The following is an 18,751-nucleotide window of genomic DNA, read 5'->3' on the forward strand; positions in this document are numbered from 1 at the left end:
GCCTCAGCCGATGACGAAGAGCGGCTGGTCGAATTCGACCGGCTGGCCGCTTTCGCACAGGATCGCGACGATCGTGCCCGAGGTGTCGGCCTCGATCGGGTTGAACATCTTCATCGCCTCGATGATGCCCAGCGTCTCGCCGGCCTTGACCGACTGGCCGACGGCCACGAACGCCGGCTTGTCCGGCGAAGGCGACGCATAGAACGTGCCGACCATCGGCGACTTCACCACGTGGCCGGGCGGCAGCGCGGAACCGCCGGCCGGTTCGCGGCCGCCGGTGGCGCCATCGACCGGCGACAGCATCGGCATCACCGGCTCGGCGGCGCGCGGCGCGGCGGGCGCTGCGGCGGCGGGCGCTGCGTACATCACCGGCGCGGCGCTGCTGCCGCGCGACAGGCGCACCGACTCCTCGCCCTCCTTGATCTCGATCTCGGCGAGGTTCGATTCTTCCAGCAGTTCGATGAGTTTCTTGAGCTTGCGCAGGTCCATGGATGGCCTCGTGATGCCTTGTTGCGAACGGGATGGGGGCGGTCAGCCGGCGGCGTCGAGCTGGTGGAGGGCGGCGTCCAGCGCCAGCCCGTAGCCGAACGCGCCGAAGCCGCAGACCACGCCGACGGCGAGGTCGCTGACATAACTGGTGTGCCGGAACGGCTCGCGCCGGTGCGGGTTGGACAGGTGGATTTCGATGAACGGGATCGCCACTGCCGCCAGCGCGTCGCGGATCGCCACGCTGGTGTGGGTGAAGGCCGCGGGATTGATCAGGATGAAGTCGGTGCCGTCGCCGCGGGCGGCCTGGATGCGGTCGACCAGGGCGTGCTCGGCATTGGACTGGAAGCTTGCCAGCGTGTGGCCGGCGGCTTCGGCCCGGGCCTTGAGGTCGGCATCGATGCTGGCGAGGTCGGCGTGGCCATAGACTTCCGGCTCGCGGAGACCGAGCAGGTTGAGGTTGGGACCATGCAGGACGAGCAGCGTTGCCATCGGGCGACCGGTCGCGGGAATGGCGCGCAGTCTGGGCCAACCGTCCATTACTGTCCAGTTCGCCGACGTTGGCGGAATTTAAGCAGTTGTTTGAGTTGCGACTCTAATCACCGAGCGGCGCCACGCACGGGCCTGTTCGCCGCTGTCGATCCAGTCGGCGCTGGATCGCCGTAACCTGCGGGCGGCCCTGCAGGCCGACAGGAGAACTTCGATGCCCGATCATGAACGCCTGGGCACGCTTTATTACTCGCACAACCTCAATCCGCGGGTGGCGGTGGCCGTGGGGCGCTACCTCCGGGCCCCGCTGGACTACGTGCGCGTGGATCCGATGGGGCGCGACCGCGAAGCGTTCCGCCCGATCAACCCCAATACCCGGGTGCCCGTGCTGGTGGAGCCATCCCGCAGCCTGTGGGAAACCGACGCCATCGCGCTGCGGCTGGCGACCCTGCTCGATGAGCGCTTCTGGCCGGCCGAGCGGCGCGAGGAGGTGTTGCAATGGGTCAGCTGGGGCGGGCACCACTTCACCCGCGCGGCCAATGTCTTCTAAACCGAGCACATCATCGCGCCGCGCCATTTCGGCCGCGGCCCGGATGCGCAGGCGCTGGAGCGCGCAGGACAGGAGTTCCATGCCTTCGCGGCGGTGCTGGACGAGACCCTGGCCGGCCGGACATGGCTGGTCGGAGACCGCCTGAGCTATGCCGATTTCCGCGTGGCGTCCGTATTGCCGTTTGCGGCGGAAGCCCGGCTCCCGCTGGACGGGTATCGCCATATCGAAGACTGGCATGCCCGCCTGATGGACCTCGATGCCTGGCGCAGCCCGTTCGAGGGCCTGGACTGACCGGGATACATCGCCCACAGCCTGCTAGGGGTGCGCCCACCCATCGATCTCGCCGTGCTGGAACGGACCGATCTTCTGTTTCAGCAGGCGGCCATCGGCCGAGACGAGGGCCGTGTAGGGCAGCACGCCGCGGGGGTTTCCCAGCTTGACCCCGGCATCGGCCGGCCCCGGCGTGTCGAGGGCGATGGCATAGGCCACGGGGATGCGCTCCAGGAAATCCTCCACCGCGTCGCGGTCGTCCAGCGCGATGCCGAGCACCTGCACGCCGTCCGCACCCTGTTCGCGGGCATAGCGGTCCAGTTCCGGCATTTCCTCAATGCAGGGCCCGCACCAGCTGGCCCACAGGTTGATCAGCACCGGTTGGCCGGCATAGGCCTCGGGCAGGCGCAGGGTGTCGCCGTCCAGCGTGGCGACTTCGACGGCGGGGATGGCCTCGCCACGACGGGCGACCGGCACGCCTTCGGGCGTGTCGGCGGTGGCGCGCATCGCGTCGTTGAGCATGCGTTGCCCGAACTCGGTGCCCAGCAGCGGGCCGGGGCCGTTGATCCACAGCCCGGCGACCAGGCCGAGCAGTCCGGCGACCACCGCGAAGGCCACCACGCGCAGCGGCGTGACCTTCATCGCGCTGCCCGCTGCAGTGCCGACACCACGATGTCGTCGGTGAGGATGGCCGGCAGTACCTCGCCATCGCTGCCACTGGCGGGATACACCACGTACAGCGGCACGCCGACTGCATTGTGCCGGGCGAGATAGGCGCCGATGTGGTCGTCGACATCGGTCCAGTCGCCGACCATGTAGGTCGCATCGGCCGCCTGCAGGGCCTCGCGGAACGGCGCGCGCGCCAGCACCCGGCGCTCGTTGGCCTTGCAGGTCACGCACCAGTCGGCGGTCATGTTGACGAACACCACGCGGCCCTCGTCGCGCAGGGCCTGCAGGCGCTCGGCGGAGTAGGCGACCGTGCCTTCTTCAGCGACGGCACGCGCCGGCGGCGGCAGCGTGCCGACGCGCGCGATCGGCCAGAGCGAAGCGACCAGCAGCACCAGCGCCAGCACGCGACCGGCCCCGCTGGCGCTGCCGAAGCGCTGCCTTTCGCGCCACCACAGTGCCAGCGCGAACAGCGCCAGCCCTACGGCAACCAGCGCCATCGCATCCACGCCGCGCTGCTTGCCCAGCACCCACGCCAGCCACACCGCGGTCAGGTACATCGGGAAGGCGAGCGCGCGCTTGAAGGTGTCCATCCACGGGCCGGGTTTCGGCAGGCGGTTGGCGAGTGCAGGGACGAATCCGATCAGCAGGAACGGCAGCGCCAGCCCGAGGCCGAGCATCAGGAACACCGCCAGCGCCAGCCATGCCGACGACGCGAACGCGAACGCAAGTGCGCCGCCCATGAACGGTGCGATGCAGGGGCTGGCGACCACGCAGGCCAGCACGCCGGTGAAGAAGTCGCCGACCGGTCCGCTGCGCGTCGCCAGCGCGCTGCCAAGGGTGCCGACGCCGCCCCCCAGCGAGAACACGCCCGACAGGCTCAGGCCCACGGCGAACATCAGGTACACCAGCGCCGCCACGAACCACGGCTGCTGCAACTGGAAACCCCAGCCCAGCGCCTGCCCGGTGGCACGCAGCGCCAGCGCCAGCAGCCCGATCGCCGCGAAGGCGACCAGCACGCCGGCCGTGTACCAGAGCGCATGGCCGCGCGCGCGCTTGCGGCTCTCGCCCGACTGCGCGAGGCCCAGCGCCTTGAGCGAGAGGATCGGCAGCACGCACGGCATCAGGTTCAGCAGCAGGCCGCCAAGCAGGGCGAGCAGCAGCGCGCCGAACAGGCCGCCGGCGGGGAAGGTTGCGGCGAGCGATGGCGCGGCGGTGCGGACGGCGTTGTCTGCGGAGGCGTCGGGATCGGACTCGACGCCGGGACTCGCGGCGATCGTTGTCCCGTCCGGCCTTGCGGCAGCGGTGTCGCCGGCCGCGGACGCGTCAGCGGATGCCGTTGTCGGCACCTCAGCCAGCGGCAACATCGGTTCCACCGCCGTCGAGGCGGCTTCGGCCGCGCGCGCCGCGGCGACATCGTCGGGCGTCTCCACGCGGCCCGGCGGCAGCGACAGCCGCACGCTGCGCGTCATCGGCGGGTAGCAGATGCCTTCGGCCTGGCAGCCCTGGAAGGTCGCGGTGAGCGTGACGTCGGCAGCCTCGGCCACGCTGCGGCGGACGGGCAGCGGCACGTCGACCGCATCGAAGTACACGGTGACATCGCCGAAGTGGTCGTCATGGTGGGCGACGCCCCGCGGCCAGCGCGGCGTGCCGGCGCTGATGCCTGCCATGCCTTCGAGGCGGAAGCTGTTGCGGTCGCGATAGAGGTAATAGCCCTTGGCCGGCGTGAACCGCATCAGCACGGTGTTGCCGTCGCCGGGGATCGCCTCGAACACGAAAGCGCGTTCCGGTGGCAGCGGCAGCGCGTCGGCCGTGCCGTCGGCGCGCACGCCCAGCAGGGACGAGGCCGCGCTGCCACCCGACAGCGTGCGTCCCAGCGCCGCGAACCCGGTATCGCCGGACGCGGCAGCCGCGGCGGGCAGGCGCACCTGCAGCGTGCGCGTCTGCGGCGGATAGCACACGCCAAGATCGGCGCAGCCCTGGTAACGCACCTGCAGGCGCACGGTGCTGGCCGCTGCTTCGGCCGTGCCCGGCAGCGTGGCCGTCAGCCGCGCACGATACGTCTCGACATCGCCGAAGAACTCATCGGTGTAGGGCGTGCCCGGCGGCAACTGCAGCGGCTGTGCATCGAAGCCACCGCCCTGCACCTGCACGGCGGTGCGATGGCGATAGAGGTAGTAGCCCTCGGCGATCCGCCAGTCGACCTCGATGCGATCGCGCGCCAATGCGCGCGCCGACAGCACGAACGCCTCGTCCACCGGCAGCAGGTCGCCCTCGTCGATGGCCAGTGCCGGGGCTGCCGGTAATACCAGCGCCAGCAGGCATGCCAGCCACCAGCGATGCGCGCGCAGGGAGCGACTCATCCGGCGCGCTCCGGCGTGGTTTCGGCCGTGACCCAGTCGAGGTAGGCGGGCAAGCCGTCGGCAATGTCCAGCGCGACCACCTCGGGCACGTCATGCGGATGCAGGGCGACGATCTGCGCGCGCAAGTCATCGAACCGCGCCTGCGTGGTCTTCGCCAGCAGCAGCACCTCGCGCGCCCGCTCCACCCGCCCCTGCCAGCGATAGACCGAGGTCATCCCCGGCAGCACCTGCACGCAGGCGGCCAGGCGCCCGGCCACCAGCGCATCGGCGATGCGGTCGGCGGTGTCGTCGTCGGGGCAGCTGCAGAGGCAGAGCAGGGCGGTCACGGGGTGTCAGGCGTGATTGAAGGGCCGGATAGGGTAGCTCACGTCATGCGAACCGACCCCGGCACCGCGCACCGGAACGCTGCGTGCTGTCCATGCCACTGCGGGTGTGAATCCGTCTTCCCCGGCAGGGCTTATTCTTTGCGCCCCCCCACACATCCCCGCCTCCATGGAAGAGTGCAAGCGTCTCGTGCCCGGGATGCGACACCTGCTGCGCACCGCGTGCCTGCTGTCCGTCGGCCTCGCCGCCCCCGCCTTCGCCCAGGTGGAGGCGGCTGCAGGCGTTTCGCTGACCCGCAGCAATGAAACCACGCCCATCGCCACCCTGGCCTGGCTGCCGGAATGGCGCCCGTTCGGCGAACGTGGCGAGTTGCGCTGGGAAGTCGGCGCCACCCATGTGCGACCGCGCGACAACACCTCCTACGACCTCAACCACCTGGTCACGGTGGTCCACGGTGGCTACCGCTACGAGCGCACCGACAACGGCTTCACCACCGGCTTCGGCATTGGCCTGCAGGTGGGCGAGACCGACGCGCTGTCCGGCAACCCCCAGTTCATCACCACGGTGGGTTGGCGTTGGGGCCGGTTCTCGCTGCTGGCACGGCACATCTCCAATGCCAGCATCCGCCAGCCGAACGATGGCGAGACCATGCTGCAGGGGGCGTGGCGGTTCTAGAGGCCCGACGCGCGGATCGGCCCCGCGAAAAATAATCCTGCCGCCCCCTTGAAAGCCGGGCGGGCAGTCCCACATCCCGGACACGCCCGGCTGGCCGGGATTGTCGCGCCCGCGGTGCTGGCAGTCGTCATGTGCGAGTGCTAACATCGCCACCCGTTTTCATTAACAATCAATCACTTGCGAGGGTTGAACATGAGCAATATCAAGCCGCTGTACGACCGCGTGGTCATCAAGCGCATGGAAGAAGAGAAGCTGTCCGCCGGCGGCATCGTGATTCCGGACTCCGCGACCGAGAAGCCGATCAAGGGCGAAGTCGTGGCCGTGGGCGCCGGCAAGGTGCTTGACAACGGCAACGTGCGCGCGCCGGTGGTCAAGGTCGGCGACAAGGTGCTGTTCGGCAAGTACAGCGGCACCGAGGTGAAGCTCGACGGCACCGACCTGCTGGTGGTGAAGGAAGACGACATCTTCGCGATCCTCGGCTGATCGCGGCGTCTTCTGATTTGCCCGTAGGGCGGGCCCTGGCCCGCCATCACCACACTTCAATTCCTTGTGGCGGGCTCGAGCCCGCCCTACACATTCGAGGATACTTCCATGGCCGCTAAAGAAATCCGTTTCGGCGAAGACGCGCGCTCCAAGATGGTGCGCGGCGTCAACACGCTCGCCAATGCCGTCAAGGCAACCCTGGGCCCGAAGGGCCGCAACGTCGTGCTCGAGAAGAGCTTCGGTGCCCCCACCATCACCAAGGACGGCGTGTCCGTCGCCAAGGAAATCGAGCTTGCCGACAAGTTCGAGAACATGGGCGCGCAGATGGTGAAGGAAGTCGCGTCCAAGACCTCCGACAACGCCGGTGACGGCACCACCACCGCCACCGTGCTGGCGCAGGCGTTCATCCGCGAGGGTTCGAAGGCGGTTGCCGCCGGCATGAACCCGATGGACCTCAAGCGCGGCATCGACCAGGCCGTGAAGGCCGCCGTCGCCGAGCTCAAGAACCTGTCCAAGCCCACCGCCGACGACAAGGCGATCGCCCAGGTCGGCACCATCTCGGCCAACAGCGACGAGTCGATCGGCACCATCATCGCCGACGCGATGAAGAAGGTCGGCAAGGAAGGCGTGATCACGGTCGAGGAAGGCTCGGGCCTTGAGAACGAGCTGGACGTGGTCGAGGGCATGCAGTTCGACCGCGGCTACCTCTCGCCGTACTTCATCAACAACCAGCAGTCGATGTCGGCGGACCTGGACGATCCCTTCATCCTGCTGCACGACAAGAAGATCTCGAACGTCCGCGACCTGTTGCCCGTGCTGGAAGGCGTGGCCAAGGCGGGCAAGCCGCTGCTGATCGTCGCCGAGGAAGTCGAAGGCGAAGCGCTGGCGACCCTGGTGGTCAACACCATCCGCGGCATCGTCAAGGTCTGCGCCGTCAAGGCCCCGGGCTTCGGCGACCGTCGCAAGGCGATGCTGGAAGACATGGCCGTGCTGACCGGCGGCACCGTGATCTCCGAGGAAGTCGGCCTGTCGCTCGAGAAGGCGACCATCGCCGACCTCGGCCGCGCCAAGAAGATCCAGGTCTCCAAGGAGAACACCACGATCATCGACGGCGCCGGCGAGACCACTGGCATCGAAGCCCGCATCAAGCAGATCAAGGCGCAGATCGAAGAGACTTCCTCGGACTACGACCGCGAGAAGCTGCAGGAGCGCGTGGCCAAGCTGGCCGGCGGCGTGGCGGTGATCAAGGTCGGTGCCTCGACCGAGATCGAGATGAAGGAAAAGAAGGCGCGCGTCGAAGACGCCCTGCACGCCACGCGTGCGGCGGTGGAAGAGGGCGTGGTGCCCGGCGGTGGCGTGGCCCTGGTGCGCGCACTGCAGGCCATCAACGGCCTGAAGGGCGCCAACGAGGACCAGAACCACGGCATCCAGATCGCCCTGCGCGCGATGGAAGCCCCGCTGCGCGAGATCGTGACCAACTGCGGCGAAGAGCCGAGCGTGGTGCTCAACGCCGTCAAGGACGGTTCGGGCAACTACGGCTACAACGCCGCGACCGGCGAGTACGGCGACATGATCGCGTTCGGCATCCTGGACCCGACCAAGGTCACCCGTTCTGCGCTGCAGAACGCGGCCTCGATCGCCGGCCTGATGATCACCACCGAAGCGATGGTGGCCGAGCTGCCGAAGAAGGAAGAACCGGCGATGCCGGGCGGCGGTGGCATGGGCGGCATGGGCGGCATGGATTTCTGATCCGCCCCCCGACCGTCCGCACCGCTCCCTCCCCCGCGTGCGGGGGGAGGGTTGGGGTGGGACAACCGACGCTTCGCAACACCGAAACCCCGCCGCAAGGCGGGGTTTTCGTTTGCATGGAGTGCGCGTGGCGCCAACGTGGGTAGCCGGATCGCAACCCTCGACGTTGCACTGTGTCGCAATACAACATGTACCCTGCTCGATGACGTCGCCGGACAACGAAGGTTTCCATGCCGCTTCCCCGCATGCCAAGGCGTATGCCGACAATGTTCCTGACGGCACCCACACTGTTGCGCGCAGGGTTGCTGGCACTGCTGCTCGCCGGCCTGCCTGTGGCGACGTTCGCGCAAACCGCTACGCCGCCGGAACTGGAGGGCATCGAAGCCTCCGTCGAACGCGGCATGCGCGACTGGCAGATCCCGGGGCTGACGGTCAGCGTGGTCAAGGACGATGCGGTGGTCTGGGCGCGCGGATTCGGCGTGCGGCGGTTGGGCCAGCCGGCGCCGGTGGACGAGCACACGCTGTTCAACGTGGCCTCGGTGTCGAAGGCGATCAACGCGGCGGCGCTGGGGATACTGGTGGACGAGGGCAAGCTGGATTGGGACGATCCGGTGATCGACCACATCCCGGGTTTCCGCCTGCACGACCCGGTGGCGACCACGCAGGCCACCGTGCGCGACCTGTTGGCGCATCGCGTCGGCCTGGGTCGGCTCAGCGGCAACCGCATCCGCTGGATTTCCGCGCGCCCCCGCGCCGAACAGATCGAACGCCTGCAGTATCTGCCGCTGGAACAGCCGTTCCGGTCCGGCTGGGTGTACTCGAACGAACTGTACATGGTGGCCGGTGAGCTGGTGCCCGCCACCACCGGCATGCAGTGGGAGGACTTCGTGCGCCAGCGGCTGTTCGCGCCGCTCGGCATGTCGCGCAGCCTGGCCGCATTCGCCCAGCTGCAACCCGGCGAGAACGTCGCCATGCCGCACCAGGAGATCGACGGCGAGGTGGTCGCCATCGCGCAGCGCGACTTCGATGGCGTGGCGGCTGCGGCCTCGGTGCATGGCAGCGCGGTGGAGATGGCGCGCTGGATGCGGCTCAACCTCGGCGACACGCCGGGTACGGTGGATGGCGTGCGCATCCTCGCGCCGGAGACCGTCCGCGAACTCCACCGCGCGCAGAGCCTGGTCGCGCATCGCGCGCACGAACCGCTGGCGGCCTACGGACTGGGCTGGCGGCTGGAGAACCATCGCGGGCGCACGGTGTCGCAGCATTCCGGTTCGGTCGACGGCATCAACAGCCTGGTGTACCTGCTGCCGGGCGAGAACCTGGGCGTGTTCGTCAGCGCCAACGTGCATACCGGGTTCACCACGGCATTGGCGCGCACCATCGTCGATGCCTACCTCGGCGTGGACGGCGAGGACTGGCACGCCGCGTCGTTCGCCGCGTACACCGACCGCAAGGCGAAGGTGCGGGCCGAACGCGACGCGATCCACGCCGCACGCATCCCCGGCACGCGACCCGGCGGCCCGCTGTCGACCTTCGCCGGCCGCTACGCCGATCCGCTGTACGCCGATGCGGAGGTGCGCGTCGAGCGTGGCCGGCTGGTGCTGCAGCTGTGGGGCGATGACCTGCAGGTCGCGGACCTGGAACATTGGCACCACGACACCTTCCGTGCGGTCTGGCGTAACCGCGCCATGCGCGAGGAGTTCGTCTGGTTCACCCGTGGCCGCGACGGTGGCTTCGAGCAACTGCACATCGAATGGAACCTGCGCCCCGATCTGCTGCAGGTGGGTGCATATCCGTCGTCGTATCGCCGCGTTGCGACCTTCCTGCGCGAACCATCGGTCGACTGACCGCTACCGGCGCAGGCGGCCTTCGGGCATCCTGCGCGCATGGACACGACCCGCCGGAAAAGGACCCACCAGCCCTCGCCGCGATGGCAACGACGGTTGCGCCGGGGTGCCATCGCCGCGCTGCTGGCATACGCCGCCTACCTGCTGCTTGGCAACCTGTTCCTGCATGCGTCGCTGGCGCAGTCGCTGGTCAACGGCAAGCCGGAGAAATTCCAGATGGCGTGGGCTGGGGGACACACGCTTTGGCCGGGGCGCGTGGTGCTGCGCGAGGTGCGCATGCAGGGCCATGTGCGGCGCACGCAGTGGTCGGTTGAATCCGACCGCGTCCGTGGCCGCATCGCGCTCTGGCCGCTGCTGCGCAAGCAGGTCCACGTGCCGTGGGTGCAGGCCGATGCGGTACACGGCAGCGTCGGGCGTGCCGAGGCCGACATCCCGCCACCGCCGCATCAGCCCGGCGGCTGGACGTTGCGCATCGACCGCATCCACAGCGACTCCATCCGTGGTGGCGATGTGTTCGACTGGATGCTCAGCGGCAATGGTCGTGCCGAGGTCGGTTTCAGCAAGGAGTTCCGCGGCGGTGCGGCTGAGCTGTTTCCCTCCACCGCGTCCTTCGAGTCCCTCAGCGCCACGCGCGACGGCGAGACCTGGTTGCACGATGCGCGCATCGATGCCGCGTTCTCGATGGCCTCGCACCTGTCGTCCGATTACCCGGGCATGGCGAAGCTGGACCTGTTCGCCGCCACGCTGGCACTGGATGCGACCGCCGTTGGATGGCGCTCGGAGCTGGACGAAGCAGGCAATTATCACTTCGATGCCGTTCCGGGCGAAGGCCGCGTCGAAGCACGACTGGCGCTGGACAAGGGCCGCCTGTCGCCGGGCGACCGGCTGCGCGTGCACGCGCCGCTGCACGCGCGGGAACCGGGCGGCGTGTCGCTGGAGAACACGCTCGACATCGCGCTCGATGTCGACGATGCCTTGCACCTGCAAGCAACGGTGCCGGAACGCGAAGGCCATCCGGTCGCGCTGCAGGCCAGCCTGCGCCTGCCCGACACCACGCTGCCCACCGGCGACTGGCGCACGCGACTGGCCACGGCCGCCGGCGAAGTGCGCGGGCGCTGGCACGTGCCGTCGATCGGCGGGATGCTGGCCTTGTTCGCGCATGCCGACTGGCTGGGGCTGGAAGGCAGCGGTCGCGTCGATGCCGACCTGCGTTTGGCGCAGGGACGCCTGGCCGAAGGCAGCCGGCTGCGCGTGGAAGACGTGGTGGCGAAAGCGGAGGTGCTGGGCAACGTGTTCCATGGCAACGCGCGCGCCGATGCGGTGATCGAGGCCGCCTCCGACGGCTCCTCGCGCTCGCGCGTCGAGGTGGCGATGACGCGGTTCGATGCCGCGCCGCTGGCGACGCCGGGGCGCAAGTTCGTCAGCGGCAACGACCTGCGCGTGGAACTGGTGTCCGATGCCCGGCTCGACCACATGCGCGAGACGCTGCAGGCGCGCATGCGCTTCCGCCAGGCGCGCATTCCCGACCTCACCGTGTTCAACCCGTACCTGCCCAACGACCGCCTGCGCTTCCGCGGCGGCAGCGGGCTGCTGACCGGCGACCTGCAGGTGGACGCCGATGGCGACGTGGGCGCCGGCACCCTGCGCGTGGACGGCCGTGGCGCGCGACTGGCGGTCGCCGACCTCGACTTGCGTGGCGACCTGGTGCTGGATGCGCGCCTGCGCCGCGGCAACCTGCAGCGCGGCGAGTTCGCGCTGGGCGGCAGCCGCGTGGAGCTGCGCAACGTGGCGTTCACCGAACGCAGCGGCACCATGCGCAGCGGCTGGTGGGCGGTGGTGGACCTCGACGACGGCCGCGTGGCGTGGAAACAGCCGTCGTCGGCCGGCGGCCGCGTGCGCATGCGCATGCAGGACGTGGGCTTCCTGCTGTCGCTGTTCGCTGACCGCGGTGACTATCCTGCATGGATCGGCCGCGTGGTCGATGCTGGTGAGGCGCGCGCCGAAGGCCGCTGGCAGTGGCGCGGCGATGCACTGGTACTGGATCGCGCGCGCGCCGCGAACGACCGTTTTACCGTGGATGCCCGCCTGCACCTGCAGGGCGCGCGGCCGCGTGGCGATCTGCTCGTCGGCTGGGGGCGCTTGGGCGTGGGCGTGGAACTCGATGGCGGGCGCCGCCAGTTCCATGTACGCAATGCCCGCCAGTGGTATGACGGCCGGCCGAACCTGCTGCGATGATGGCATCGGCACCCGCGGACGCGCCGGTCGATGGCGCAGGCACATGGTGCGTGTACCTGCTCGAATGCGGCGATGGCACCTGGTATGCCGGCATCACCAACGATCTCGATGCCAGGCTGCAGGCGCATCGCGAAGGCCGCGGTGCGCGCTACACCCGCGGCCGCGGTCCGCTGCGGTTGCTGGCCATGCGCGGCTATCCGGACCGTGCCGCCGCCTCGCGGGCGGAATGGCAACTCAAGCGCCTGCCGAAGCCGCGCAAGCTGGGGTTCTTTGCGGTGGATGCCTGACCACCGCGGATGCCAGCCTGCGCGGGCATGGCCGAAGCGTATCGTCGCCACGCGCTGCACCCGCACGCCATCGTCCATAATCGCCGCTACTTCTCGCACAGGCGCTCGGTTTGAAGCACGTCATCGCCCTCGCCGCCGGCGGCACCGGCGGCCACCTGTTCCCTGCCGAAGCCCTTGCGCGCGAGCTGATGGCGCGCGGCCATGACGTGGTGATCCATACCGAACGCCGTGGCGCGCAGTACACGCAGGCGCTTGCCGGCATCGCCCACGTGGTGTTGCCTGCCAGCTCGCTGGAAGGCGGCGTGGCGGCGAAGGTGCGGGCCGTGTTGACCATCCTGCGCGGCCTGCTGGCCTCGCGTTCGGACATGAAGCGGCGCAAGGTCACGGCGGTAGTGGGCTTCGGCGGCTATCCCAGCTTCGCGCCGGCGCTGGCGGCGAAATCGCTGGGCCTGCCGCTGCTGCTGCACGAGCAGGCGACGCACCTGAGCAAGGCGAACCGGCAGTTGCTGCGCTTCGCCGATGGCCTGGCGACGTCGTTCCCGCAGGTGGCCGGCGCGGATGGCTTCGATACGGGCCGGATCGTCGAGACCGGCAATCCCGTGCGCCAGTCCATCCTGGCCGCACGCGGCGACTACCCCGCCTTCGGCGACGACCTGCCGCTGCGACTGCTGGTGGTGGGCGGCAGCCAGAGTGCGGCGGTGTTCGGCCGCGTCGTGCCGCCTGCGCTGCTCGCCCTGCCGGCCGGAATCCGCCAGCGCCTGCAGGTGTCGTTGCAGTACAAGGGAGACGATGCCGACGCCATCGCGCGGCAGCTGCACGACGCGGGTGTGGATGCGCGGGTGCAACCGTTCTTCGACGACATGGGCCAGCGCCTGCGCGATGCGCACCTGGTGGTGACCCGTGCGGGCGCCACCACCGCCGCCGACCTGCTGACCATCGGTCGGCCCGCGATCTTCGTGCCGCTGCCGCACGGCGGCGCACGCGAGGAACAGAAGCGCAATGCCGAGACCCTGGCGCAGGCGGGCGTGGGCTGGCATGTCCCCGAAGCGGACCTCACGCCGGACGCGCTGGCCGCGCTGCTGCGGCAGGCCTTCACCTCGCCGACGCGGTTGCCGGACGCAGCGCGGGCTGCGGCGGCACTGGGACGACCGGATGCGGCATCGCGGCTGGCCGATGCGGTCGAACGCCTGCTGTAACCAGGCGCGGCACCGACGCGTTCATTGGCATCGCGCACTCCTACAATGACCCCATGCCGCGCCGACGCCAGGGAACGATGCACCGATGATGCGCAACGACGCTGACGTCCTCGTCATCGGCGGCGGCCACAACGGCCTGGTCTGCGCGGCTTACCTCGCCGGCGCTGGCCTGAAGGTGACGGTGCTGGAACGTCGCGCGCTGGTGGGCGGCGCCGCGGTGACGGAGGAATTCCACCCGGGCTTCCGCAACTCGGTCGCCAGCTACACCGTCAGCCTGCTCAATCCGCGCGTGATCCGGGAATTGCGGCTGGCCGAACATGGCCTGCGCGTGGTCGAGCGGCCGTACTCGAATTTCCTGCCGCTGCCCGATGGCGATGCGTTCCGGCTCGGTGGCACGCACGGCCAGGCCGAAGTCGCGCGCTGGTCGACGCGCGATGCCGAACGCCTGCCGCAGTACTACGGGATGCTCGACCGCGTGGTGCAGGTGCTGCGCGTGCTGATGGACCGTACGCCGCCGAACATCAGCGACCGCTTCGTATTCGCCGATTGGCTCGCCTCGTACGCCGTCGCGAAACAGCTCAGGCACCTCGACATGCGTGGCCGCCGCGACCTGCTGGACCTGTTCACCAGGTCCGCGGGCGAACTGCTCGACCACTGGTTCGAAGGCGAGCCGTTGAAGGCGGCGCTGGGATGGGATTCGGTGGTCGGCAATTTCGCAAGCCCGTACACGGCGGGCAGTGCCTACGTGCTGCTGCACCACGTGTTCGGCGAGACCAACGGCAAGCCCGGCGTCTGGGGCCATGCCATCGGCGGCATGGGCGCGATCACGCAGGCGATGCGTGCCGAGTGCGAGTCGCGCGGCGTGCGCATCGAAACCGATGCCGCGGTGGCGCAGGTGCTGGTGGCCGACGGCAAGGCGGTGGGCGTGGCGCTGGAAGACGGCCGCGAATTCCGCGCGCCCGTGGTGACGTCCAACCTCAATCCGAAACTGCTGTACACGAAGCTGGTCGCACCCACGCACCTCGATGACGACACCCGCGAACGCATCGCACGCCATCGCAACGGCTCGGGTACGTTCCGCATGAACGTGGCGCTGTCGGAACTGCCGGATTTCAGTGCCGCGCCGGGCACGCAGCTGCAGCCGCACCACCAGAGCGGCATCCTGGTCGGGCACTCGCTGCACTATTTCGAGAACGCCTACTTCGACGCCAAGTCGAAGGCGCACAACGCCGGCTGGTCACGCAGGCCCATCGTCGAGCTCGTGATCTCGTCGACGCTCGACGACACCCTCGCGCCACCCGGCCAGCACGTCGCGAGCCTGTTCTGCCAGCACGTGCATCCCGAGGTCGATGGCGGCTGGGATGCGCATCGCGACACGGTCGCGAAGCTGATGATCGACACCGTCGATGCGGTCGCACCGAATTTCGCGCGCAGCGTGCTGGGCCATGAGGCCCTGTCGCCGCTGGACCTGGAGCGCCGGTTCGGGCTGGTGGGTGGCGACATCTTCCATGGGGCGCTCGGCCTCGACCAGATGTTCTCGGCACGCCCGCTGCTGGGGCAGGGCAGCTATCGCGGCGCACTGCGCGGGCTGTACCTCTGTGGGTCGGGCAGCCACCCCGGCGGCGGCGTGACCGGGTTGCCCGGGCGCAATGCCGCACGTGAAATCCTGAAGGACCTGGGCCGACGACTGCCGGGTTGAGCATCGCCCCGGCTGCCCGCCGGGGTGGAAACGGTTTCCCAAATTTCCCGCTTATTGAACCCGCGGGTATCGTTTTGCAGTGCAGCGTGCAAGGGGAGTAACGGTTCCTTCACGATGCGCCTGCACCCGACGTGGGGGAGGGAGCAAAGCCCGCTGGCAGGCAACTGCAAGCGGGCTTTTTTACGCCCGCGGATTTTTCTTCCGGTCGGGAAGGGCGCCGATCAGGAGCGGCGCGGGTCCGACGCCAGCGCAAGTCGCGGCCCGCATCGTGTCCAGAAGCGGGCTTGGTTGCGGTGGCATCGGACCTGCGCGGACACCATCGCGAGTTCGGCAAGAAGGCGAACGGCGCTGTTTGTGCCTTGTTTTCCGTCCAGCCCGCAGGAAAGGTGTGGGTGCCTGCCGGGGCCATGCCGACCAAGCGGATATCGGGCCGCGACTTGGCATGGCCCCGGCAGGCACCCTGGCGCCACCGGGATTGACGCGCTGTTTCTACGCCTGCGTTCCGGTATGGCGAGCGGTCGTTGCCGGCAGCGATGCCACAATCCCCGCATGGAACACGCCGACATCGCCCGCGAACTCGACGCCCTGGCCGCCCGCGCGCTGGCGCGATTCCCGGATGCGATCCGCAACGACGACGTGCTGCGCGGAAAGCTGCGCCGCATCGCCATCGCCAGCGACTTCGCCACCGATGTGCTGGTCGCGCGGCCTGATCTGCTGGAGGCGTTGGCCCGGGACGATGGCGCCGTACCCTTCGCTCCCCCGGACCTGGCCGCCGATGCGCGCGACGACTGGCCCGCGTTGCTGCGTCGCCATCGTCGCGCGGAATCGGCGCGCCTGGTCTGGCGTGACGTGCTGGGGCTCGACGACGTGGACGACACGTTGGCCGGTACGACGCGCCTGGCCGAGGACTGCCTGCGCATCGCGCTCGAGGCGCTGGAGGATGTGTTCGCCCGCAATCACGGCGTGGTCCGCGACAACGCCGGCCAACCGGTGCGGCTGGTGGTGTTCGGCATGGGCAAGCTGGGCGGCGGCGAACTGAACTTCAGCTCCGACATCGACCTGGTCTATGCCTTCGAGCACGCGGGCGACAGCGATGGCCCGCGGTCGCCGGCGGCCGAGGACTACTTCTCCCGGCTGGGACAGCAGCTGGCGAAGCTGCTGGACGAAACCACCGCCGACGGCTTTTGCCACCGCGTCGACCTGCGCCTGCGCCCGTTCGGCAACGCCGGGCGGGTGGCGCTCGGCTTCGCGGCGATGGAACAGTACTTCCAGCACGAGGGCCGCGACTGGGAGCGCTATGCCTGGCAAAAGGCGCGCCCGGTGGCGGGCGACCTCGATGCGGGCGAGCGGCTGCTGGCGATGCTGCGTCCGTTCGTCTATCGCCGTTACCTCGACTACGGCGCGCTCGACGGCCTGCGTGCGATGAAGGCGATGATCGCCGCCGAAGTCGCGCGCAAGGAGCTGGCCGACGACATCAAGCGCGGGCCGGGCGGCATTCGCGAAGTGGAGTTCCTCGCGCAATCGCTGCAGCTGATCCGCGGCGGGCGCGAACCGGCGCTGCGCGAACGCCGACTGTTGCCGGCGTTGCGCGCGCTGCGCGATGCCGGCCACGTGCCGGACGAGACCGAAGCCGCGTTGGCGGAGGCCTACCGTTGCCTGCGTCGCGTCGAGAACCGGCTGCAGATGCTGCGCGATGCGCAGACCCATGCGCTGCCGACGGCGCCACTGGACCGCGCACGCCTGGCGCAAGGCCTGGGCCAGGCAACCTGGGCAGATCTGGAGGCGGCGCTGCAGCCGCAGCGCGGGCGGGTCTCGCGCGAGTTCAATGCCCTGCTGTCGCAGCGCGGGCACGCGGCCGAAGCCGGTGGCGGCAACGACCTGTCGGCCTACTGGCGCGCCTTGCCGAAGGGCGGCGAAGCGGCGACGCTGGCGAGCGCAGGCTTCGGCGAGGCGGAGGCCGTCGATGCCGCGCTGCGTGACTTCGCGCGTTCTCCCAGCGTGCGCGAGCTGTCCGATGCCTCGCGTGCACGGCTCGATCGCGTGATGCCGGTGCTGCTGCTGGCCAGCGCCCCGGCCCTGCAACCCTTGCTCGCGATCCGCCGTTTGCTGGCGCTGTTGCACAACATCCTGCGCCGCGCCAGTTATCTCGCCCTGCTCGACGAGGAGCCGGCCGCGCTGTCGCGCCTGGTCGACGTGGTCACGCGCAGCGCCTTCCTTGCCGAGCGGCTGGCGGCGCATCCGCTGTTGCTGGACGAATTGCTGGACGCGCGCATCGAGGGCCCGTTGCCCGATCGCGCGCTGTTCGCACGTGCGTGCGCGGCCGTGGTCCGCGCCGACGATACCGAGGCCTCGCTGTACGCCCTGAACGAGATCCGCCAGCAGCTCAGCTTCCGCATCGCGCTGGCCACGCTGGACGGGCGACAGCCGGCGCAAACGGCGACGCGGCAACTGGCGTGGCTGGCCGATGCCGTCGTGGGACAAGTGCTGGTGCTGGCCGAACGGGAGATGCAGGGCGCACATGGCCGCGTGCCGGATGCCAGCTTCGTAGCGGTCGGCTATGGCAGCCTGGGTGGCGAGGAACTTGGCTTCGGTTCGGATCTCGACCTGGTGTTCCTGTATGACGCGCCCACCGAGGCGCAATCCGACGGTGCGCGCCCGCTGGACGCACAGCGCTGGTTCGCACGGCTGGCGCAGAAGGTGGTGTCGCTGCTGGGCACGGTGACCGGCGGTGGCCGCCTCTACGACGTGGACGTGCGCCTGCGACCGGATGGCGGCAAGGGCCTGCTGGTGTCGTCGATGGCCAGTTATGCCGAATACCAGCGCGAGCGTGCCTGGACCTGGGAACACCAGGCGCTGGTACGCGCGCGTGCGGTGGCGGGCGACGCAACGCTGCGCGAAGACTTCGAGCGCGTGCGCCGCGACACGCTGGGTCGTGCGCGTGGGGCCGTCGCGCTGCGCACCGACGTCACCGGCATGCGCACGAAGATGCGTGCGGAACTCGACCGCGGCGATGCGGCGAATTTCGACCTGAAGCAGGGCGAAGGCGGCTTGGTCGACCTGGAGTTCCTGCTGCAGTTCCTGGTGCTGCGCCACGCACACGACCATCCGCCTCTGCTGGTGCCGCGTGCAACGCCATTGCTGGTCGAGGCGGTGGTGGAGGCACGGCTGCTCGAAGCTGCCGAGGGCGCTGCCTTGCTCGAGGCGCACGCCGCGTTGCTGTCGCTGGGGTTGTCGTGCACGCTGGACCGCCGCCGGCGCCGGGTCGCGCGCGACGCCGCCGTGGATGCGGCGCGCGCGGTGATCGCCGCGCAATGGCAGCGATGGCTGGCTTCGGCATGAGCGTGGCGACGCCGTGGCCACGTGCGCGTGCCGGAGAGACTGGAAAATGACGATGGGTTTGCCGACACTGCCCACGATCCTGCGAAAACACCG

The 18,751-nt window shown here is 69.5% G+C and carries 16 protein-coding genes; 11 read left to right on the top strand and 5 right to left on the bottom strand.

All coding sequences use genetic code 11. The features are described 5' to 3' along the window. Positions 1 to 3 precede the first annotated feature (3 nt). Positions 4 to 489 carry an acetyl-CoA carboxylase biotin carboxyl carrier protein gene (accB, locus tag E2F46_RS13190; protein WP_133322805.1) on the bottom strand — a complete coding sequence of 162 codons (486 nt, stop codon included), beginning with the start codon at positions 487 to 489 and terminating at the stop codon, positions 4 to 6. Positions 490 to 531: 42 nt separating this feature from the next. Next, the gene (gene aroQ / locus E2F46_RS13195; RefSeq protein ID WP_133322807.1) at positions 532 to 978 is read right to left on the bottom strand and encodes a type II 3-dehydroquinate dehydratase; all 447 of its coding nucleotides are present in this window, start codon (positions 976 to 978) and stop codon (positions 532 to 534) included. Between the two features lie 211 nt (positions 979 to 1,189). On the opposite strand from aroQ, the gene E2F46_RS13200 reads away from it, so the two are divergent. Together E2F46_RS13200 and E2F46_RS13205 are read left to right on the top strand one after the other, a co-directional pair. After that, positions 1,190 to 1,525, top strand: a complete 336-nt coding sequence (locus E2F46_RS13200; protein WP_133322809.1) for a glutathione S-transferase N-terminal domain-containing protein — start codon at positions 1,190 to 1,192, stop codon at positions 1,523 to 1,525. Positions 1,526 to 1,537: 12 nt separating this feature from the next. Next, on the top strand, positions 1,538 to 1,816 hold the full coding sequence (locus E2F46_RS13205; protein WP_279512687.1) for a glutathione S-transferase family protein: 279 nt from the start codon (positions 1,538 to 1,540) through the stop codon (positions 1,814 to 1,816). Positions 1,817 to 1,840: 24 nt separating this feature from the next. On the opposite strand, the gene E2F46_RS13210 is transcribed toward E2F46_RS13205, so the two are convergent. Genes E2F46_RS13210 through cutA form a run of 3 tightly spaced genes read right to left on the bottom strand, consistent with a single transcriptional unit; the run spans position 1,841 to position 5,150 of the window. Next, entirely contained in the window at positions 1,841 to 2,437 is a 597-nt protein-coding gene (locus tag E2F46_RS13210) for a TlpA disulfide reductase family protein (RefSeq protein WP_133322813.1), read from the bottom strand. Beyond that, positions 2,434 to 4,824 (bottom strand): protein-disulfide reductase DsbD domain-containing protein, encoded by a 2,391-nt coding sequence (locus E2F46_RS13215; protein ID WP_133322815.1) that lies wholly within the window; start codon positions 4,822 to 4,824, stop codon positions 2,434 to 2,436. The genes E2F46_RS13210 and E2F46_RS13215 overlap by 4 nt, the downstream gene beginning before the upstream one ends. Beyond that, positions 4,821 to 5,150, bottom strand: a complete 330-nt coding sequence (cutA, locus tag E2F46_RS13220; protein WP_133322817.1) for a divalent-cation tolerance protein CutA — start codon at positions 5,148 to 5,150, stop codon at positions 4,821 to 4,823. The genes E2F46_RS13215 and cutA overlap by 4 nt, the downstream gene beginning before the upstream one ends. Before the next feature lie 166 nt (positions 5,151 to 5,316). Here cutA and E2F46_RS13225 point away from each other — a divergent pair, with 166 nt between their 5' ends. From E2F46_RS13225 to glnE, 9 genes are all read left to right on the top strand, one after another. Then, complete coding sequence (locus tag E2F46_RS13225) at positions 5,317 to 5,823, top strand: acyloxyacyl hydrolase (protein ID WP_133322820.1); 507 nt, start codon at positions 5,317 to 5,319, stop codon at positions 5,821 to 5,823. 192 nt (positions 5,824 to 6,015) lie between these two features. Next, positions 6,016 to 6,306, top strand: a complete 291-nt coding sequence (gene groES, locus E2F46_RS13230; protein WP_133322822.1) for a co-chaperone GroES — start codon at positions 6,016 to 6,018, stop codon at positions 6,304 to 6,306. 108 nt (positions 6,307 to 6,414) lie between these two features. Continuing rightward, on the top strand, positions 6,415 to 8,055 hold the full coding sequence (groL, locus tag E2F46_RS13235; RefSeq protein ID WP_133322824.1) for a chaperonin GroEL: 1,641 nt from the start codon (positions 6,415 to 6,417) through the stop codon (positions 8,053 to 8,055). Between the two features lie 266 nt (positions 8,056 to 8,321). Continuing rightward, positions 8,322 to 9,902: a serine hydrolase gene (locus tag E2F46_RS13240; protein ID WP_165967470.1), complete on the top strand. Its 1,581-nt coding sequence runs from the start codon at positions 8,322 to 8,324 to the stop codon at positions 9,900 to 9,902. A gap of 39 nt (positions 9,903 to 9,941) precedes the next feature. Then, positions 9,942 to 12,137, top strand: coding sequence for a hypothetical protein (locus E2F46_RS13245; protein WP_133322828.1), 2,196 nt, complete (start codon positions 9,942 to 9,944; stop codon positions 12,135 to 12,137). Next, entirely contained in the window at positions 12,137 to 12,424 is a 288-nt protein-coding gene (locus tag E2F46_RS13250; RefSeq protein WP_133322830.1) for a GIY-YIG nuclease family protein, read from the top strand. The genes E2F46_RS13245 and E2F46_RS13250 overlap by 1 nt, the downstream gene beginning before the upstream one ends. Positions 12,425 to 12,534: 110 nt before the next feature. After that, a complete protein-coding gene (locus E2F46_RS13255) occupies positions 12,535 to 13,620 on the top strand; it encodes a UDP-N-acetylglucosamine--N-acetylmuramyl-(pentapeptide) pyrophosphoryl-undecaprenol N-acetylglucosamine transferase (protein WP_133322832.1) in 1,086 nt (361 codons plus the stop codon). Between the two features lie 85 nt (positions 13,621 to 13,705). Next, positions 13,706 to 15,319: a phytoene desaturase family protein gene (locus tag E2F46_RS13260; RefSeq protein WP_207949584.1), complete on the top strand. Its 1,614-nt coding sequence runs from the start codon at positions 13,706 to 13,708 to the stop codon at positions 15,317 to 15,319. Between the two features lie 549 nt (positions 15,320 to 15,868). Continuing rightward, positions 15,869 to 18,658, top strand: coding sequence for a bifunctional [glutamate--ammonia ligase]-adenylyl-L-tyrosine phosphorylase/[glutamate--ammonia-ligase] adenylyltransferase (glnE, locus tag E2F46_RS13265; protein ID WP_133322834.1), 2,790 nt, complete (start codon positions 15,869 to 15,871; stop codon positions 18,656 to 18,658). Positions 18,659 to 18,751: the final 93 nt, after the last annotated feature.

It is taken from the genome of Luteimonas aestuarii, assembly GCF_004357985.1.
Classification (GTDB): Bacteria; Pseudomonadota; Gammaproteobacteria; order Xanthomonadales; family Xanthomonadaceae; genus Luteimonas; species Luteimonas aestuarii.

Bases quoted from the DNA above. Each gene is read 5' to 3' on its own strand.
- accB (WP_133322805.1), bottom strand. From the start codon at position 489: ATGGACCTGCGCAAGCTCAAGAAACTCATCGAACTGCTGGAAGAATCG.
- aroQ (WP_133322807.1), bottom strand. From the start codon at position 978: ATGGCAACGCTGCTCGTCCTGCATGGTCCCAACCTCAACCTGCTCGGT.
- E2F46_RS13200 (WP_133322809.1), top strand. From the start codon at position 1,190: ATGCCCGATCATGAACGCCTGGGCACGCTTTATTACTCGCACAACCTC.
- E2F46_RS13210 (WP_133322813.1), bottom strand. From the start codon at position 2,437: ATGAAGGTCACGCCGCTGCGCGTGGTGGCCTTCGCGGTGGTCGCCGGA.
- E2F46_RS13215 (WP_133322815.1), bottom strand. From the start codon at position 4,824: ATGAGTCGCTCCCTGCGCGCGCATCGCTGGTGGCTGGCATGCCTGCTG.
- E2F46_RS13225 (WP_133322820.1), top strand. From the start codon at position 5,317: ATGGAAGAGTGCAAGCGTCTCGTGCCCGGGATGCGACACCTGCTGCGC.
- groES (WP_133322822.1), top strand. From the start codon at position 6,016: ATGAGCAATATCAAGCCGCTGTACGACCGCGTGGTCATCAAGCGCATG.
- groL (WP_133322824.1), top strand. From the start codon at position 6,415: ATGGCCGCTAAAGAAATCCGTTTCGGCGAAGACGCGCGCTCCAAGATG.
- E2F46_RS13240 (WP_165967470.1), top strand. From the start codon at position 8,322: ATGTTCCTGACGGCACCCACACTGTTGCGCGCAGGGTTGCTGGCACTG.
- E2F46_RS13245 (WP_133322828.1), top strand. From the start codon at position 9,942: ATGGACACGACCCGCCGGAAAAGGACCCACCAGCCCTCGCCGCGATGG.
- E2F46_RS13250 (WP_133322830.1), top strand. From the start codon at position 12,137: ATGGCATCGGCACCCGCGGACGCGCCGGTCGATGGCGCAGGCACATGG.
- E2F46_RS13260 (WP_207949584.1), top strand. From the start codon at position 13,706: ATGATGCGCAACGACGCTGACGTCCTCGTCATCGGCGGCGGCCACAAC.
- glnE (WP_133322834.1), top strand. From the start codon at position 15,869: ATGGAACACGCCGACATCGCCCGCGAACTCGACGCCCTGGCCGCCCGC.